Annotated in this window: 15 protein-coding genes; 3 read left to right on the top strand and 12 right to left on the bottom strand. The window is 72.9% G+C overall.

Features of this window, described 5'->3' with window-relative positions:
- Positions 1–44 precede the first annotated feature (44 nt).
- Entirely contained in the window at positions 45–1,502 is a 1,458-nt protein-coding gene (locus J2S46_RS23345) for an NCS2 family permease (RefSeq protein WP_191290641.1), read from the bottom strand.
- Between the two features lie 267 nt (positions 1,503–1,769).
- Here J2S46_RS23345 and J2S46_RS23340 point away from each other — a divergent pair, with 267 nt between their 5' ends.
- Positions 1,770–2,081 carry a DUF2530 domain-containing protein gene (locus J2S46_RS23340; RefSeq protein WP_191290640.1) on the top strand — a complete coding sequence of 104 codons (312 nt, stop codon included), beginning with the start codon at positions 1,770–1,772 and terminating at the stop codon, positions 2,079–2,081.
- Positions 2,082–2,247: 166 nt separating this feature from the next.
- Positions 2,248–4,770, top strand: coding sequence for an HAD-IC family P-type ATPase (locus tag J2S46_RS23335; RefSeq protein ID WP_307351005.1), 2,523 nt, complete (start codon positions 2,248–2,250; stop codon positions 4,768–4,770).
- Between the two features lie 22 nt (positions 4,771–4,792).
- Here J2S46_RS23335 and J2S46_RS23330 read toward each other — a convergent pair whose 3' ends face one another.
- The 11 genes from J2S46_RS23330 to J2S46_RS23280 all read right to left on the bottom strand — a co-directional run bounded on the left by J2S46_RS23330 (position 4,793) and on the right by J2S46_RS23280 (position 15,117).
- Positions 4,793–5,302 (bottom strand): hypothetical protein, encoded by a 510-nt coding sequence (locus J2S46_RS23330; RefSeq protein ID WP_191290638.1) that lies wholly within the window; start codon positions 5,300–5,302, stop codon positions 4,793–4,795.
- An 85-nt stretch (positions 5,303–5,387) separates the two neighbouring features.
- The gene (locus tag J2S46_RS23325; RefSeq protein WP_191290637.1) at positions 5,388–6,617 is read right to left on the bottom strand and encodes an ATP-grasp domain-containing protein; all 1,230 of its coding nucleotides are present in this window, start codon (positions 6,615–6,617) and stop codon (positions 5,388–5,390) included.
- Entirely contained in the window at positions 6,614–7,669 is a 1,056-nt protein-coding gene (locus tag J2S46_RS23320; protein ID WP_191290636.1) for an EamA family transporter, read from the bottom strand. Before J2S46_RS23320 ends, J2S46_RS23325 begins: the two co-directional genes overlap by 4 nt.
- A 92-nt stretch (positions 7,670–7,761) precedes the next feature.
- Positions 7,762–9,123 carry a TrpB-like pyridoxal phosphate-dependent enzyme gene (locus J2S46_RS23315; protein ID WP_191290635.1) on the bottom strand — a complete coding sequence of 454 codons (1,362 nt, stop codon included), beginning with the start codon at positions 9,121–9,123 and terminating at the stop codon, positions 7,762–7,764.
- Positions 9,107–9,805 carry a transglutaminase-like domain-containing protein gene (locus J2S46_RS23310; RefSeq protein ID WP_191290634.1) on the bottom strand — a complete coding sequence of 233 codons (699 nt, stop codon included), beginning with the start codon at positions 9,803–9,805 and terminating at the stop codon, positions 9,107–9,109. Before J2S46_RS23310 ends, J2S46_RS23315 begins: the two co-directional genes overlap by 17 nt.
- The gene (locus J2S46_RS23305) at positions 9,802–10,980 is read right to left on the bottom strand and encodes an acyl-CoA dehydrogenase family protein (RefSeq protein ID WP_191290633.1); all 1,179 of its coding nucleotides are present in this window, start codon (positions 10,978–10,980) and stop codon (positions 9,802–9,804) included. Before J2S46_RS23305 ends, J2S46_RS23310 begins: the two co-directional genes overlap by 4 nt.
- A 42-nt stretch (positions 10,981–11,022) precedes the next feature.
- Positions 11,023–11,400 (bottom strand): ectoine synthase, encoded by a 378-nt coding sequence (locus J2S46_RS23300; protein WP_190212769.1) that lies wholly within the window; start codon positions 11,398–11,400, stop codon positions 11,023–11,025.
- Positions 11,401–11,425: 25 nt separating this feature from the next.
- Positions 11,426–11,674 (bottom strand): phosphopantetheine-binding protein, encoded by a 249-nt coding sequence (locus J2S46_RS23295; protein ID WP_191290632.1) that lies wholly within the window; start codon positions 11,672–11,674, stop codon positions 11,426–11,428.
- Positions 11,671–13,137, bottom strand: coding sequence for an AMP-binding protein (locus J2S46_RS23290; protein ID WP_191290631.1), 1,467 nt, complete (start codon positions 13,135–13,137; stop codon positions 11,671–11,673). Before J2S46_RS23290 ends, J2S46_RS23295 begins: the two co-directional genes overlap by 4 nt.
- Positions 13,138–13,282: 145 nt before the next feature.
- Complete coding sequence (locus tag J2S46_RS23285) at positions 13,283–14,671, bottom strand: FAD-binding oxidoreductase (RefSeq protein ID WP_229912814.1); 1,389 nt, start codon at positions 14,669–14,671, stop codon at positions 13,283–13,285.
- Between the two features lie 269 nt (positions 14,672–14,940).
- Entirely contained in the window at positions 14,941–15,117 is a 177-nt protein-coding gene (locus J2S46_RS23280; protein ID WP_191290630.1) for a hypothetical protein, read from the bottom strand.
- A gap of 120 nt (positions 15,118–15,237) precedes the next feature.
- Between J2S46_RS23280 and J2S46_RS23275 the strand changes: the two genes are divergently transcribed.
- A complete protein-coding gene (locus J2S46_RS23275) occupies positions 15,238–16,281 on the top strand; it encodes a helix-turn-helix transcriptional regulator (protein WP_229912813.1) in 1,044 nt (347 codons plus the stop codon).

Here is a 16,281-nt window from a genome sequence, read left to right as displayed (position 1 = left end):
CGTACCGGCCGGGCGCGGGGGCGGCCCGGGCACGGCGGGGTGGGTCAGAGCAGCCCGAGGGCCGGCATCAGGTAGTAGAAGGCGAAGACGGCCGCCACGCCGTACATCGCCACCGGGACCTCACGACCCCGGCCGACGGCCACCCGCAGCACGCAGAAGGTGATGAAGCCGATGCCCAGGCCGTTGGTGATCGAGTAGGTGAAGGGCATCATCACCATGGTCAGGAAGGCCGGGATGGCGATGGTGTAGTCGCTCCAGTCGATCTCGCGGATGGAGTTCGCGAGGATCAGGAAGCCGACCGTGACCAGGGCCGGGGTGGCGGCCTGGGCGGGCACCATGGTGGCCAGCGGGGTGAGGAACAGCGCCACGGCGAACAGCCCGCCGGTGACGATCGAGGCGAAGCCGGTGCGGGCGCCCTCGCCGACGCCGGCGGTGGACTCGACGAAGCAGGTGTTGGCGGAGGCGGAGGTGGCGCCGCCGGCGGCGGTGGCGATGCCGTCGACCATCAGGATCTTGTTGATGCCCGGCAGGTCGCCGTTGCGGTCCAGCAGGTGCGCCTCGTCGGCGACGCCGAGGATGGTGCCCATCGCGTCGAAGAAGCAGCTCATCAGGACGGTGAAGACGAACAGGATGCCGGTCAGGATGCCGACCTTGCCGAAGCCGCCGAACAGGCTGACCTCGCCGACCAGTCCGAAGTCGGGCGCGGCGACCGGGTTGCCCGGCCAGGCCGGGACGGTCAGGCCCCAGCTCATCGCGGGGATGTCGGCGAGCTTGTCGATCACCAGCGCGACGCCGGTCATCACCACGATGCTGATCAGGATCGCGCCGGGCACCTTGCGGACCAGCAGGACGAGGGTCAGCAGCAGGCCGAGGATGAAGACCAGCACCGGCCAGCCGTTGAGGTGCCCGTTGCTGCCGAGCTGGAGCGGGACGGTGGTGTGGGCCGCGTCCGGGATCCGGCTGACGAAGCCGGAGTCGACCAGGCCGACCAGCACGATGAAGAGGCCGATGCCGATGGCGATGGCCTTGCGCAGGCCGAGCGGCACGGCGTTCATCACCCGCTCGCGGAGCCCGGTGGCGACCAGCAGCATGATCGCGAAGCCGGCCAGCACGACCATGCCCATCGCGTCCGGCCAGGTCATCCTGGGGGCGAGCTGGAGGGCGACGATGGTGTTGACGCCGAGGCCGGCCGCCAGGGCGATCGGGACGTTGCCGATCACGCCCATCAGCAGGGTGGTCAGCGCCGCGGTGAGGGCGGTCGCGGTGACCAGCTGGGCACTGTCGAGGTGCCGCCCGTTCATGTCGACGGCGCTCGACAGGATGATCGGGTTCAGGACCAGGATGTACGCCATCGTGAAGAAGGTGGCGACACCGCCGCGGACCTCGCGGGAGAGGCTGGAGCCCCGCTCGGAGATCTTGAAGAAGCGGTCGAGGGCGCCGGAGGGGGCCGGCGTCGTCGGGGAAGGCTCGGGCGACTCGGTGGTCGGCTGGGCCACTGGCATACGTGCATCCTCGGGTGGGGGCGGAGGAGAGGGCGTGCACCCGAGCGTCGGCGGCCGGGCGATCCGGGCGGACCTGGGGGTGGTCAAGGCGACACGCCGGGGCCGGCCGGAGATCCAAGTATGAGGACCTTGGTCGTGCACGCGCTATCTTCGCGCGTAGAACGCACTTCAGGTGGGCATGGACCGATCGCGCCCGGCACTTCTCCGATCATCCTCCGCCGGATGGGCGCTGCACAGGACCGCCACGCCGGCCGTACTCTAGGGCCCATGCCGAAGACCGCGCTGCGCCCCTCCCCCCCGCCCCTGGAGGCGAACGACGTCGCCATCGTCGGCGGCGGCACGGTCCTGTGGTTCGTCGCCTTCCTGGTGCTGCTCCCCTTCCACGGCACGCTCGCCGCCCAGGGGCGCGGTGACTGGCAGTGGATCTGCCTGGCCGGCGCCGGCCTGGGCCTGATCGGCCTCTGGTACTGCCGGGCCCGCCGGGCGGCCATCGCCCGCGACCGCGCGGCCGCCGCCGACGCCTCCGCCGCCGGGGGCCCCGAGCGCGAGACGGACGGCCGGAGCCCGACCAACGGCTGACCCGGCCCGCGCCCCGGCCCGCGCCCGTCCGGCGGGGCCCGCGACGGGCCCGCGGGACCCGCCGGACGGGCGACGCCGAGCAGGCGCCGGACCTCGGCCACCCGGTCGGCCCGAATCGGCCGTTACCACCACGCACCGGACAAAACCCGCCCGTACAGTCGGTGCCATGACGCACCCCGCGGAAGACACGGCCGGCAACGGGAGCGACGGCTCGCCGGAGTCCGCCCCGGGCGCCCGTCCGCTGGGGCTCGTGCCCGGCCGGCGCGGCGGGCTGACGGCGGCCGAGGTCGCCGAACGGGTCGCCCGCGGTGCCGTCAACGACGTGCCGGTGCGGTCCAGCCGTTCGGTGAAGGAGATCGTCCGGGCGAACGTCTTCACCCGGTTCAACGCGATCATCGGCGTCATGTTCGCCGTCATCCTGGTGGTCGGACCGATCCAGGACGGTCTCTTCGGGCTGGTCATCGTGGCCAACACGGCGATCGGGATCATCCAGGAGATGCGCGCCAAGCGCACGCTGGACAGCCTCGCCCTGATCGGCGAGGCCAAGCCGCAGGTCCGCCGGGACGGCCGGGTCGAACAGGTGGCGGTCGCCGGGATCGTGCTCGACGACACCGTGCTGCTCGGCATCGGCGACAAGGTGATCGTCGACGGCGAGGTGACCGAGGCGGACGGCCTGGAGATCGACGAGTCACTGCTGACCGGCGAGCCCGACCCCGTCCTCAAGCAGCCCGGCGACCAGGTGATGTCGGGCAGCTTCGTGGTGGCCGGCGCCGGCGCCTTCAGCGCCACCAGGGTCGGCCGCGAGGCGTACGCGGCCCAGCTCGCCGAGGAGGCCAGCCGCTTCACCCTGGTCAGCTCGGAGCTGCGCAGCGGCATCAACAGCATCCTGAAGTTCATCACCTGGCTGCTGATCCCCACCGCGATCGGCCTGATCATCAGCCAGCTGGCGGTGGAGGGCAGCGACTGGCGCGAGGCCGTCCGGCGGATGGTGGCCGGGATCGTCCCGATGGTGCCCGAGGGGCTGGTGCTGCTGACCTCGGTGGCCTTCGCGATCGGCGTGGTGCGGCTCGGCCGCAAGGACTGCCTGGTGCAGGAACTGCCGGCGATCGAGGGCCTGGCCCGGGTCGACACCGTCTGCCTGGACAAGACCGGCACCCTCACCGAGGGCGGCATGGACGTGGTCGAGCTGCGGCCGCTGCCCGGCCCGCACCCGGCCGGGGGCCCACCAGGGGCGGACGAGGCGCCCGGGGCGGCCGGGCCTCCGGGCGCGGACGGCCCCGGCGGTGCGGTGGACCAGGCCGTGCTGCGCACCGCCCTCGGGGTGCTGGCCGGGGCGGACGCCCGGCCGAACCCCAGCATGCGGGCCATCATCGACGCGTACGGCAGCGCCGCCGGCTCCGACGGCGAGTGGCGGGTGATCGAGGCGATGCCGTTCTCCTCGGCCCGCAAGTGGAGCGGGGTGCAGCTGCTGGAACCGCAGGGCGCCGAGGCCAGCTGGCTGCTCGGCGCCCCCGACGTGCTGCTGACCGAGGGGCACCCGACGCTCGCCGAGGTCGACGAGCTGGGCGCCAAGGGCCTGCGGGTGCTGCTGCTCGGCCGCACGCTCGTGCCGCTGGACGCGCCCGACCCGGCCGCCGGCCTGCGGCCGCTCGCGCTGGTGGTGCTGGAGCAGCGGCTGCGCGACGACGCGGCCGACACCCTGCGCTACTTCGAGAGCCAGCAGGTCCGGGCGAAGGTGATCTCCGGCGACGCGGCCGTCTCGGTCGGCGCGGTGGCCGCCAACCTGGGCCTGCCGGGGGCGGAGCACCCGGTGGACGCCCGGACGCTGCCCACCGACCCCGAGGAGCTGGCCGACACCGCCGACCGGACGTCCGTCTTCGGCCGGGTCACCCCGCAGCAGAAGCGTGAACTGGTCGGCGCCCTGCAGGCGCGCGGGCACACCGTCGCGATGACCGGCGACGGCGTCAACGACGTGCTCGCCCTCAAGGACGCCGACATCGGCGTCGCGATGGGCTCCGGCAGGGAGGCGACCCGGGCGGTGGCGCAGATCGTGCTGCTGAACGACAGCTTCGCCACCCTGCCCTCGGTGGTCGCCGAGGGCCGCCGGGTGATCGGCAACATCGAGCGGGTGGCGACCCTCTTCCTGGTGAAGACGGTCTACTCGGTGCTGCTGGCGATCCTGGTGATCTGCACCCATTCGCCGTACCCGTTCCTGCCCCGGCACTCCACCGTGCTCTCCACCCTGACCATCGGCGTGCCGGCCTTCTTCCTGGCGCTGGCCCCGAACAACGAGCGGGCCCGGCGGGGCTTCGTCCGGCGGGTGCTGCGGCTGGCCGTGCCGGGCGGGCTGATCGCGGGCACCGCGACCTTCACCGCCTACGCGCTGGCCCGCGCCAACCACACCACCGACCTGGAGGCGGACACCAGCGTGGCCACCCTGACGCTGTTCCTGGTGGCGATCTGGGTGCTGGCGATCGTCGCCCGGCCGTACAACTGGTGGCGGCTGCTGCTGATCGCCACCATGGGCGGGGCGTTCGCGCTGGTCCTGCTGGTGCCGTGGCTGTCGGACTTCTTCCAGCTCTCGCTGGCCGGCACCCGGGACCCGTGGGCGGGGGTGGGGATCGCGATGATCGCCGGGGTGGCGCTGGAGGTGGTGTGGCGGTACGTCGGGCGCGGTTCGGAGCCCTGACGTACCGCCGTCACCGGACGGATCAGACCAGGATGCCCGTGCAGCGGTCGTCCAGGTAGGCCTGCTTGGCCGCCTCGTCGCGGTCCGAGCTGAGGTAGCGGGACCAGCCGCGCCGCTCGTGCGAGGTGACGTCCAGCTCCAGGATGTCCATCGTCGGCCTGGGCACCTCGGCCCGGACGGGGTAGGGCAGGAAGCCCGCGTCGTCCTTGAAGTACAGGCCGGTGTGCAGCTCGTTGATGTTGCGCCAGACGCAGATCATCAGGAAGTACTTGTCACCGGCCCGGTGCAGCAGCGCGTAGCCGATCTCCTGGCGCAGCTCCAGCCGCCCGGCCGCCGCCTCCGAGCGCAGCCACTCCTGGGCCTCCTCGCGGACGTCCTTGGGGACGTCCTGGTCGGCGCGGAAGATGTCGTACCACTTGAACACCGCGGTCGGGAGCAGCAGCTCGTCGTCCGGGCGGATGGTCTTCTCGGTGTGCACGTACTCGGCGGGGATGCTGCCGAGCTCGCCGAGGTTCGGTATGGCCTGGGTCATGACTTCCACCTTCGTAGGATCGGACGGCTTCACGGGGTCGGACATGTGACGGGGTGGGACAGTGACGGGGCCGGGCCGCGGACGCTCAGGCGTCGTACAGCCCGTCCGCCTCCAGTTGCCGCAGGCGCCGGTAGTCGGCCTCGACCTGGCCGGCGTCGTCGGAACTGAGGTAGAGGTAGCCGGGCACGGTGGCCAGGTCGACCGTGCGGGCGACCGGCTTGCCCGGCGGGATGGTGAGCACCATGTCCAGGAAGGACGGCAGGGCGCGGACCTCCGCCCAGGCCTCCTCGGACGGGACCACCCCGTCCCGGGGGCTCATCAGGTTGAGGTACCGCAGGTGGGTGAGGAGCCGGTACGGCGGCAGGGTCCGGCCGGTGATCCGCTCGGGTCGGGCGATGGCCAGGGCCAGCAGGTCCACCTGGTCGGTGCCGATGGCACGGTTGACCACGTCGGGCAGGTGGGCGCCGCCGAGCCGGGCGCCGCACTCCACCAGCACCGGACCGCGTGCGGTGAGCATCACCTCGGTGTGCGCCGAGCCGTTGCGGATCTCCAGCGCGTCCAGCACCTTCGGCACGTAGTCCCCGAGCTGCCGGGCGGCCGGGTCCTCCGGCGGCACCGGGTGCTCGAAGGCGGGCGGAATCGAACGGCCGCCGCCCTTCGGGAGGTCGTGGTAGCGCCAGACCTCCACGATGTGGTGAACGCCGTCACGGCTCACGGTGTTGACGAAGTACTCGTCACCGTCCAGGAACTGCTGGGCCAGCACCTGCGTGTTGCGCCGGCCGTAGCGGTCCACCGCGGCCAGCACGGTAGCGTGCGCGGTGCGGATCTCCTGCGGCGAGTCGCAGAAGAAGACGTGGTCGGTTCCGGCGCTGGCCACCGGCTTCAGCACCACCGGCCACTCGCCGAGCCGCTCCGCCCAGGCGACGGTCTCCTCCGCCGAGGCCGAGAGCAGCGACTCGGCGGCGGCCAGGCCGGCCTCCTTGACCGCGGCGGCCATCGCGAACTTGTCCCGGCGCGACGCGGGCCGGGTCATCCCGTTGCCCGGGGTGCCCAGCTCCGCCGACAGCGCGTCGGCCAGCAGCACCCCGGACTCGGCGCCCGCCACCACGAAGTCCACCCCGTGCTCGCGCAGCCGGGCGGCGGTGGCCGCCAGGTCGCCCTCGTGCTGGAGATCGACCGTGAAGTCCTCCGGCCGGTAGGCCAGGTGGATGTCCGGCTCCTGCGAGCGGACGTGCAGGTACTCGACGCCGTACCGCCGCAGGGCGGCGGGCAGGAACCGGGCGATGCCGTAGGCGTCGACGACGGCGGTTGTCACGAGGGCTCTCCTTGGGTGTCCGTGCCGAGGGCCGCGCGGGCGGCCCGGTCGCCGGCCGGGCGGCCGGCGGCCCCCGCCGGCACGGGCGCGGGCCGGGCCGCGGCCTCCCGCACGCGCAGGTCGTGGCGGCCCCGGGCCGCCGTGCCGACCCCGACCAGCAGGGTGATGACGAGGATGCAGAGCAGCGTCAGCGTGGACTGCGTCAGCCGCCGGTCGGGCAGTTGCAGCAGGTAGGCGAAGAGCGGCGACAGGGTGCACAGCAGCGAGGCGGTGATCGGCTCGGTGTGCTTGATGCCGACCTGGATCAGGTACAGCGGCAGGCCGACCCCGATCACCGCGATCACCGCCGCGGGCAGGAACACCGCGCCGAGCCCCGGCTGGTCGCCGAGGCCCACCGCCGCCCAGGTCACCACGATGGTCAGGAAGAACCGCACCGACAGCACCGACTGCGGCCCGAGACCGGCCTCGCTCAGCCGCTTGGAGTAGATGACGTTCCCGGTCGACGCCAGCCCGCAGACCAGCGTCAGCACCAGGCCGAGCGCGGCGTCCCCGGCGTCCACCGCGCCGACCCCGCTGCGTCCGGTCACCGAACCCCAGACCAGGACGGCGATGGAGAGGCAGATCCCGGCCGAGACCACGGCCTCCGCGCGGAGCACGGTGGTGCCCCGGCGCAGCAGCGGGCCGAACACCAGGGTCAGCACCGGGCCGATCGCCAGGCCGACCACGTTCACCACCGCCGGCTCCAGGTACTTCAGCGCGTAGAGCATCGACAGCCAGGTGACGGCGGTGGAGACGTTCAGCGCCAGCACGTCCCAGCGCTGGGCGGAGAGCGGCCGCAGGGCCGCCGCCAGGCCCTTGCGGGCGATGTCCAGGCCGAGGAAGAACACGGCCGTGAGCGAGAACGACACCGCCGCTATCGCCAGCGGATCGAGCGACTGCAGGCGGTTCCCCGCGTACACGTCGACCGCCGCGGTGAGCGCGGCGAACCCCGTCAGCGGGGCCACCCCGCGCCACAGGCCGCCGGTCTGGCCGGCCTTCTGTCCGTCCGTCATGTTCTTCCCTTCCGGGGCCGCCCGGCGCGGGCCGCCCCGGGTGGGGGCGGCCCGCACGGGCGGTCGAAGCGAGGCGCCGTCGACCGGTCCGGTCAGAGCGCGGGGATGCTGGCGTCGGCCGCCGCGAGCACCGCCTCGTCCAGCACGTCGTCCTCCAGACTGCCCGCGAAGTACTTTTCGTACGCGACCAGGTCGAAGTGCCCGTGCCCGGAGAGCCCGAACAGGATCGCCTGCGAGCGGCCCTCCTCCCGGCAGCGGATCGCCTCGTCGATCGCGACCCTGATCGCGTGGGTCGACTCGGGCGCCGGCAGGATGCCCTCGGTGCGGGCGAACTGCACGCCCGCCTCGAAGCACCGGGTCTGCGCGACGGCCACCGGCTCGATCAGCTTGTCCTCGACCGTACGGCTGATCAGCGGGCCGATGCCGTGCGCCCGGAGGCCTCCCGCGTGCATCGCCGGCGGCACGAAGGAGTGCCCGAGGGTGTGCATCCGGAACAGCGGGCCGACCCGGCCGGTGTCGGCGTAGTCGTACGCGATCCGGCCGCGGGTCAGGGTCGGGCAGGAGGCCGGCTCGACCGCGATGATCCGGACGTCCGGGCCGCCGCGCAGCTGCGCGCCCAGGAACGGGAAGGCCAGCCCGGCGAGGTTGCTGCCGCCGCCGGCGGCGCCGATCACGATGTCCGGGTAGTCGTCCGCCAGCTCCATCTGGCGCAGCGCCTCCTGGCCGATCACGGTCTGGTGGGCCAGCACGTGGTTGGCCGCGCTGCCGAGCACGTAGCCGAGCGAGGGGTCGCCGGCCGCCGTCTCCAGCGCCTCCGAGGTGGCGATGCCGAGGCTGCCCGGCGACTTGGGGTCGGCGGCCAGGATGGCCCGGCCGGCCGCGGTCTCGACGCTGGGGCTGGGGGTGCAGACCGCGCCGTAGGTCTCCATCAGCGACTTGCGGTACGGCTTCTGCTCGAAGCTGACCCGCACCATGAACACCTTGGCGGTCATCCCGAAGAAGGCCGCGCTGAGCGCGGTGGCGCTGCCCCACTGGCCGGCGCCGGTCTCGGTGACCAGCCCGGTCTTGCCCGCCTCCTTGTTGTAGAAGGCCTGCGCGATGCCGGTGTTGGGCTTGTGGCTGCCGGCCGGCGAGACCCCCTCGTACTTGTAGTAGATGCGCGCCGGGGTGTTCAGCGCGCGCTCCAGCCGGCGGGCCCGGAACAGCGGGGCCGGGCGCCACATCGCGTAGATCTGCCGGACCGGCTCGGGGATCTCGAACTCCCGCTCGGTGCCGATCTCCTGGTCGATCAGCGGCTCGGGCATGAGCGCCGCCAGCTCGTCGCGGCCGAGCGGGGCGCCGGTCGCGGCGCTGAGCGCCGGGGCCAGCGGCGCCCCCGGCAGGTCCGCCGCCAGGTTGTACCAGGTGGTCGGGACGTCCTTGTCGTCGAGCTGGAACTTAACCCTGTCCACCATCGGAGCCTCCCTCTGCGGCCGCCTCGTCCATGAGGGAGCCTGATGTGGTCGTGTGCGAGCCTGCGAAGAGCAGCGGGTGGGCGTCCCTGATGCCGCCCACCACCTGGTCGTACGGGACGTCGTCGAACTCCCCGCGGTCACGCAGGAATTCCATGTGCCGACGGCCTTCGAGGTCGTAGGGGTGGTAGACGCTGTCGGAGCGCCCGTCGAAGTCCAGCGGCCGCATCCGGTAGAGCCGGCAGAGCATCTTGTTGAAGACCGGGGTGGCCTTCAGCCAGGCGCCCTCCAACTGGACGGACGTCCAGCTGTGGTAGCGGAACACGTCACCGCCCACCAGCCGGCGCAGCCGCTCGGAGGCCAGGTGGTTGCGGACGTCGCCGTAGACGATCCGGCTGGGCACCCCCACCGACCGGACGGCGGCCGCGTACACGATCGACTTGTGCACGCAGAAGCCCTTGCCGCGCTCCAGCACCGAGCTGGCCCGCAGGCCCTCCCGGGACAGGTCGGCGTCGTACACCTCGTAGTTGATGCCGTCACGGACGGCGTAGTAGAGCGCGACCGCCCGCTCCACCTCGGTGAGCCGCCCGGGCTCGGGCAGCGCCTTGTCGACGAAGGCCCGTACGGTCGCGGATTCGTAGTCGAGGAACTCGGTCGGCTTCAGCAGTTCGTCGGTAGTAGTCATTCCAACCCCTGTTCGGTTCGGGCCGGGGCGGGGCGGCCCAGGCCCATCAGCGCGGCGATCCGCTGCTGCTGGATCTGGGTCGTCCCCGAGTAGAGCGTCCCCGCGACGGCGTTGCGCAGTTCCTTCTCCAGCCCCACCTCGGCCATGTAGCCGTGTCCGCCGTAGATCTGAATGGCCGTCAGCGCGCTGCGGACGTTGGCCTCGCTGACCACCAGCTTGCTGATCGCCACGTCGACGGCCGCGTTCTCGCGGCCGACGATCTTCTCCGCCGTGTCGTACAGCCACTTCCGGGAGGTCTCCACGTCGACCCGCATCCCCACGATCAGGTTGGAGACCGACTGGTAGGAGCCGATGTGCCGGCCGAACTGCCGGCGGGTCCTGGCGTAGGAGACGCACTGCTCCAGCCGGTGCTGCATCTCACCGACGTTGATCACGAAGGAGCAGAGGATCTCCCACTTCATCACGTGGTCGAGCACCAGGAAGCCCGCCCCGGCCGAGCCGATCACCTGCGACCTGGGCACCCGGACGTCGTCCAGGAACAGCTCGCACAGCGGCGAGCTGCGCAGTCCCATCTTGGCGATCGGCCGGCCCACCGTGAGGCCGGGCGTGTCCCGCTCGACCAGGAAGGCGGTCAGCCCCGCCGGGTTGCCCGGCCGGCCCGTCCTGGCGTACACCACGATCAGGTCCGCGATCGGGCCGTTGCTGACGAAGGCCTTGGAGCCGTTCAGCACGAAGGCGTCATCGCCGTCGGGGACGGCGGTGGTCCGCATCCCCATCACGTCGGAGCCGCCGTCCGCCTCGGTGATGGCGTGGGCGCCGATCGTGCTGCCGTCCACGATGCCCGGCAGGAAGCGGCGCTTGAGTTCGGCCGAGCCGAACCGCTGCACCGGGACGCCCGCGCTGACCAGATGGGTGGAGGCCGAGAAGTTCAGCCCGGCGTCCCGGCAGCTGTGGCCGAGGCCCTCCAGGACGTACATCGTGGTGGACAGGGACTGCCCGAGGCCGCCGTACTCCGGCTCGAAGGGCAGGGCGGGCAGCCCCGCCTCGCACAGTCGCTTCCAGCCGTCGTGGGAGAAGCTCGCCCCGGCGTCCCGCTCCAGGTGACCGTCGCCGATCACCTGGCCGAGCGCGGTGACCGCCGCCCGCAGGGCCTTCTGGTCCTCGTTCCACTGCATCGGTTCCCCCGCGTGGTTGGTGGTCGGGTGCCGGCGGGCCGCTCAGTAGTGCGAGAAGCCGTCGCCGTCGAGCTGGTGGCGTTCCTCGCCGTGCAACGGCGGGTTGAAGACGCTGACCAGTTCCAGGTCCTCGTGCGGGGAGGCGATCAGGAAGTGGGCGTCGTGCTCGTCCAGCGCGTACAGCACGCCGGGCCGGATCTCGTAGCTCTCGCCGGTCTCGGCGCTGACCACCTGGCCGGACCCGCCGATGCAGTAGCAGGCCTCCAGGTGGCGCCGGTACTCCAGCTTCGACTTGCTGCCGGCCCGCACGACGGTGTGGCAGACGGTGAACCCCATCCGGTCCCGCTCCAGCAGGAACCGGTGGCTGGTGCCGTTGCCCCAGTCGACAGCCTTGATCTCGTCCATGCTTCTGATGAACATCTTTCGTACCCCCTGTCGGAAGCGCTCAGGCGCTCTTGGTGATCTCGATGAACCGCAGGATCGCGTCCACGGACCGGAAGTCGTCGGGCGAGATCTCGACCTCGTCGACCGGGACCCCGAACCGCTCCCCCACCCAGGTGATCAGCCCCAGCAGAGCCAGGCTGTCCACCAGACCGGTGTCCAACAGGTCGTAGGACGAAGGGAGTTCGTCAACGGACGTGTCCGGTGCGTACTCCGAGACGATGTGCTGCTTGATGACGGTCGCGGCGCTCACGTGCTCTCCTCCAACAACTCGGCCCTCAGCCGGCCTCGGTCGACCTTTCCGGTGGACGTGCTGGGCAGCGGTTCGCCGGTCAGCCGGAAGGCCGCCGGGATCGCTGCCTTCGACAGCCGCTCGGCGCAGTACGCCCGCAGCGCCAGAGAGTTCAGCCGTTCGGAGCGGCGCCGCACCACGGCGTGCAGCCGCACCCCGGCCGCCGGGTCGGGCAGCGCGAGCACCCCCGCCTCGGCGATCTCCGGGTGGCCCAGCAGCACCCGTTCGACCTCCTCCAGGCTGACCCGCACCCCGCGCACCTTGACCTGGAAGTCGGTCCGGCCGACCAGCGTCAGCGTGCCGTCCACGGCGCGGGTGACCAGGTCGCCGCTGCGGAAGTACCGGGTGCCGTCCGCGGCGGTGGTGAACCGGCCGCCCTGGTCCCCGTCCGCGAGGTAGCCCTCGGTCTGGAACGGGGTGGCCACCAGCAGTTCGCCGGTGCCGGCGCCCGCCAGCAGCCCGTCCGGCCCGGCCAGCGCCGTCCGGACGCCCGGCAGCGGACGGCCCAGCGGCACCGTCCCGCCCTCGCTCAGGTCCGCGGGCCCGAGGGTGTGCAGGAAGCTGTCGTTGGTCTCCGTGCAGCCGTAGACGCTGTGGAACTCCGCGGCGGGGAACAGTCCGGGCAGCGCCCGGCGCACCGGTGGCGGGGTGTGGTCGCCGGTCAGCACGACGTGCACGACCTCGGGCGCGGGCGCCGCGCCCGCCTCCGCGAGGATGCGGAACAGCATCGGCACGGCCTGGACGACCTGCGGGCGGGTGCGCTCGAACAGCTCCACCAGCCGGCGCGGGTCCACCGCGTGCTCCGGGTCGACCAGGGCGGCGCAGCCGCCGGCCCGCAGGGTGGCCCAGATGTCCAGCAGGCAGAGGTCGAAGTTGAGCGGCGCGTAGTTGAGCACCGTCCGGCCCTCGCCGAGCCCGAACCGCTCGTGCGCCCAGCGGGTGAAGCGGTCCAGCGCGGCGGCGCCGAGCGGCACCAGTTTGGGCGTGCCGGTGGAGCCCGAGGTGGTCAGCACCAGGCAGGCGGCGGCCGGGTCGAGGGCCGCGGCGCCGGGCCGGGCCGGGCCGAGGTCCGTCCACTCGGTCGTGTGCTCGTCGGCCTGGGCCAGCCAGCCGCAGCCGGCCCGCTCGACCAGCTGGTCCAGCGTGCGGCGGCCGAGGCTCTCGGAGACCAGCAGCAGCGGGCGGCCCGCCCGCAGGCAGGCCAGCACCAGGGCGATCGCCCGGGGGGACTTGCGGGCGGGCAGCGCCACCGGGCCGCCCGGATGCGCGGCGAGTTCGGCGTACGCCAGGTCGGCCAGCGCGGCGAGGCCGCCGTAGTCGACGACGGTGTCGTGCCAGTGCAGCGCCGGGGCGTCGGGCCGTCGGACGGCCCGGGCGTGGAAGTCCTCGTAGAGGGGGTTCGTCGGGAGTGTTCCGACCGGCATGTGGGGGTTCCCTCCTTCCGGTGTCACAGGGGGCGCCGCCCCGGGTGGCGGGGCGGCGGGGCGGAGCCGGCGGGTGGCCGGCCGCCGCCCGGCCGTGCGGGGCGGAGCGGTCGGGGCGCGCGGGGCGCCCCGGGACGGGTGCGGTTCAGACCGCCGGCACGACGTTGCGCCGGCCCCGGAAGAGGTTCTCCGGGTCGTAGCGGTCCTTGACGTCGGCGAGCCAGGCGTCGGCGGCCGGGGCCGCGGACTCGTCCTCCGGGACGTAGTTGCCGTAGCTGCCGGCCGTCTGCCAGGGCGACAGCGCGGCCATGGTGCCGCGCGACCAGGCGACGTTCGCCTCGTCCTGCTCGGGGTCGAGCCAGGCGGCCCAGGCGGTGCACAGGTAGGCGGCGTCCCGGTGCGGGAAGGCCGAGGGGCGGCCGGTGCCCTCGGTGATCGCGCCGCGCAGGAACTCGACGTCGATCGAGGACAGCCGGGACGGGTTGCGGCGGGCGGCCTCGACCAGCTGCTCGATGGTGCCGTCGGCGAGGTCCGCCAGGTAGCAGGTCTTGGTGAAGTAACGCCGTCCGGCGGGGCCGCTGGCGTCCAGCCGAGCCTGCAACTCGTAGTAGGACATGGTCTGTTCGAAGTAGGAGGCGGCCGGCACGGCGTCCAGCAGCTGCCCGCTCAGGGCCAGGCTCTCCGGGTCGTCCGCCGAGCAGACCACCGCGAGGTCCAGGGCCTGCCGGCCCCGCAGCTCGGCCGGGACGGACTCGTCGTGGCCGAGCTCCTGGAAGGCGCCGAAGACCCGGAGGTCGTCGGGCTGCTTCTCGGTGAACGAGCGGAAGGCCCGCAGGACCGCCGGGGCGTCCTCCATCGGGTACAGCGCGCTGCGGTAGCTCAACGGGCCGACCGGGCGCAGCTCCAGGGTGAAGGCGGCCACCACGGCGAAGTTGCCGATGCCGCCGCGCAGGGCCCGCAGCAGGTCCGGGTGGCTCTCGTCGGTGGCCCGGACCACCGTGCCGTCGGCCAGCACGACCTCGGCCTCGACGATGTGGTCGCAGGTCAGGCCCCACTTGCGGGTGAGCCAGCCGTAGCCGCCGCCGAGCGCGAGGCCGCCGAGACCGGTGTGGCCGACCACGCCGGCCGGGCAGGCCAGGCCGTGCGCGGCGGTCGCGGTGTCGAGGTCCTTGAGCAGGCTGCCGCCCTCCGCGCGGGCCCGCCGGGCCTGCGGGTCGACGGTGACGGTGCGCAGCAGCGAGAGATCGATCATCACGGCGTCGTCGTCCACGGCCGTCCCGGCGACGTTGTGGCCGCCGCCGCGGACCGTCGCCGGCAGCCCGGCGGCCCGGGCGAAGCGCACGGCGGCGGCGATGTCGGCGGTGGAACGGCAGCGGGCGATCAGCGCGGGCCGGCGGTCGTGCATGCCGTTCCAGATCGCGCGGACCTCGTCGTACCCCTCGTCCGCGGGGAGCAGCAGCGGCCCCTCGAAGCCGGAGCGCAGTTCGTCGAGCGCGGCGGCGGAGCCCGGGAGGTCCGCGTCGGTGATACCCATACCCATCCATCCTCATCCGTGCGGCCGGGCAGGGCGGAGCCCGTGCGCGGCCGACTGCTGTACGTGGGGTGGTTGTTGCGGTGTGCCGCCGCCCGGCGGGTGGCCGGTGGCGCGCGGTGCGGCCCGCCCGGCGGCGGGCCCGGCGCGACGGGCGCGCCGCTCCCGGGGCGCGGGAGGCGTGGCGGGGGAGCGGGCGCCGGACGGCGGCCGCGGTACTGGTGGTGGTGGAGGTGCCGGGCGCCCGGCGCCGGGGGACGGTGCGGCGGGGATCAGCCCCAGCCGGTGTCGCCCCCGGGAATGGGGCCGGAGGGCCCGGTGGCGGCGCCCGCGACGACGGCGGTTGCGGCGGTGGCGCTTGCGGTTGCGGCCTGAACTGCACCGATGACGGTGATGCCGGGCACTGCCGCGACGATCAGCAGGAGGAGGAAGGAGCGGGCGATCTTCATGATTTCCGGGTGTCTCCTAGCAGCGGCGAACACGTCAACAATCACACTGGCAACAGGTCGAGGTCGAGATAGTTTGGAGGCGGAAACACGCCTGACGGATGACTGAGGGGGAGCCAATCAATGGCGATTGGTGACATACCAGGGCTAACAAGTACTCCGGAACTGAGCGAAACCGCCCACCGCGTCTACGCCTACGCGGTGAACCGGATGCGCTTCTCGCCCGAGGAGTTAGAGGCGGCCCTCGGGCTGCCGGCCGAGACCGCGGAGCAGGTGGTGGACGAGCTGGAGCGGCTCCACCTGGTCGGCAGGATCATCAACGACGATCGTCAACTCACACCGGTGGCACCGCAGTCCGCCGCCGCGCGGGTGCTGGCCCCGCTGGAGAACCTGCTCCGCGACCTCCAGCTGACGATCGACCGGACGCGGTGTCAGATCCTGTCGCTGGAGCCGGAGTACCACGCGGGCGCCGCCCATCTGGCGCGTATCGAGCGGGTGGAGCTGGTCACCGACCTGGCCTCGGTGCGGGCGATCATCCAGGACGCCGCGCACCGCTGCCTGAACGAGGTGCTGACCGCCCAGCCGGGCGGCGGCCGGCGGACCGAGGTGCTGGCGGAGGCGGCCGCGCGGGACGAGGAGATGCTGGCGCGGGGGGTCGCGATGCGCACCATCTACCAGCACACCGCCCGGTACAGCCCGCCCACCATCGCCTACGTCGAGCACATCACCGCGCTCGGCGGCCAGGTGCGCACCACCGGCGACCGGGTGCGGCGGATGCTGGTCTTCGACCGGAGCGTCGCGGTGATCGAGGTCCAGGAGAACCCGGACGCCGCGCTGGTGATCCGCGAGCCGAACATCATCGACTTCATGCGGGCGACCTTCGAGCAGAGCTGGCTGCGCGGCCTGCCGTTCGCCACCTCGGTGGACCGGGCGCAGGCCAGCGCGATCTCGGACGACCTGCGGCAGGCGATCATCAGCCTGCTCTCGCTGGGCATGGACGACAAGTCGATCGCCCGCCGGCTGGGCATGTCGGACCGCACCTGCCAGCGCCACATCTCGGACATCATGTCCAGGATCGGCGCGAAGAGCCGCTTCCAGGCCGGGTACCTGATCCGCGACCGGCAGGGGCCGGACCCCGCGCGGCCGCCGGACGGCGCCGCCGCCTGA

The sequence above is a fragment of the Kitasatospora herbaricolor genome, from assembly GCF_030813695.1.
GTDB classification, from domain to species: domain Bacteria; phylum Actinomycetota; class Actinomycetes; order Streptomycetales; family Streptomycetaceae; genus Kitasatospora; species Kitasatospora herbaricolor.
This window is presented reverse-complemented; position numbering and strand designations above follow the sequence as displayed.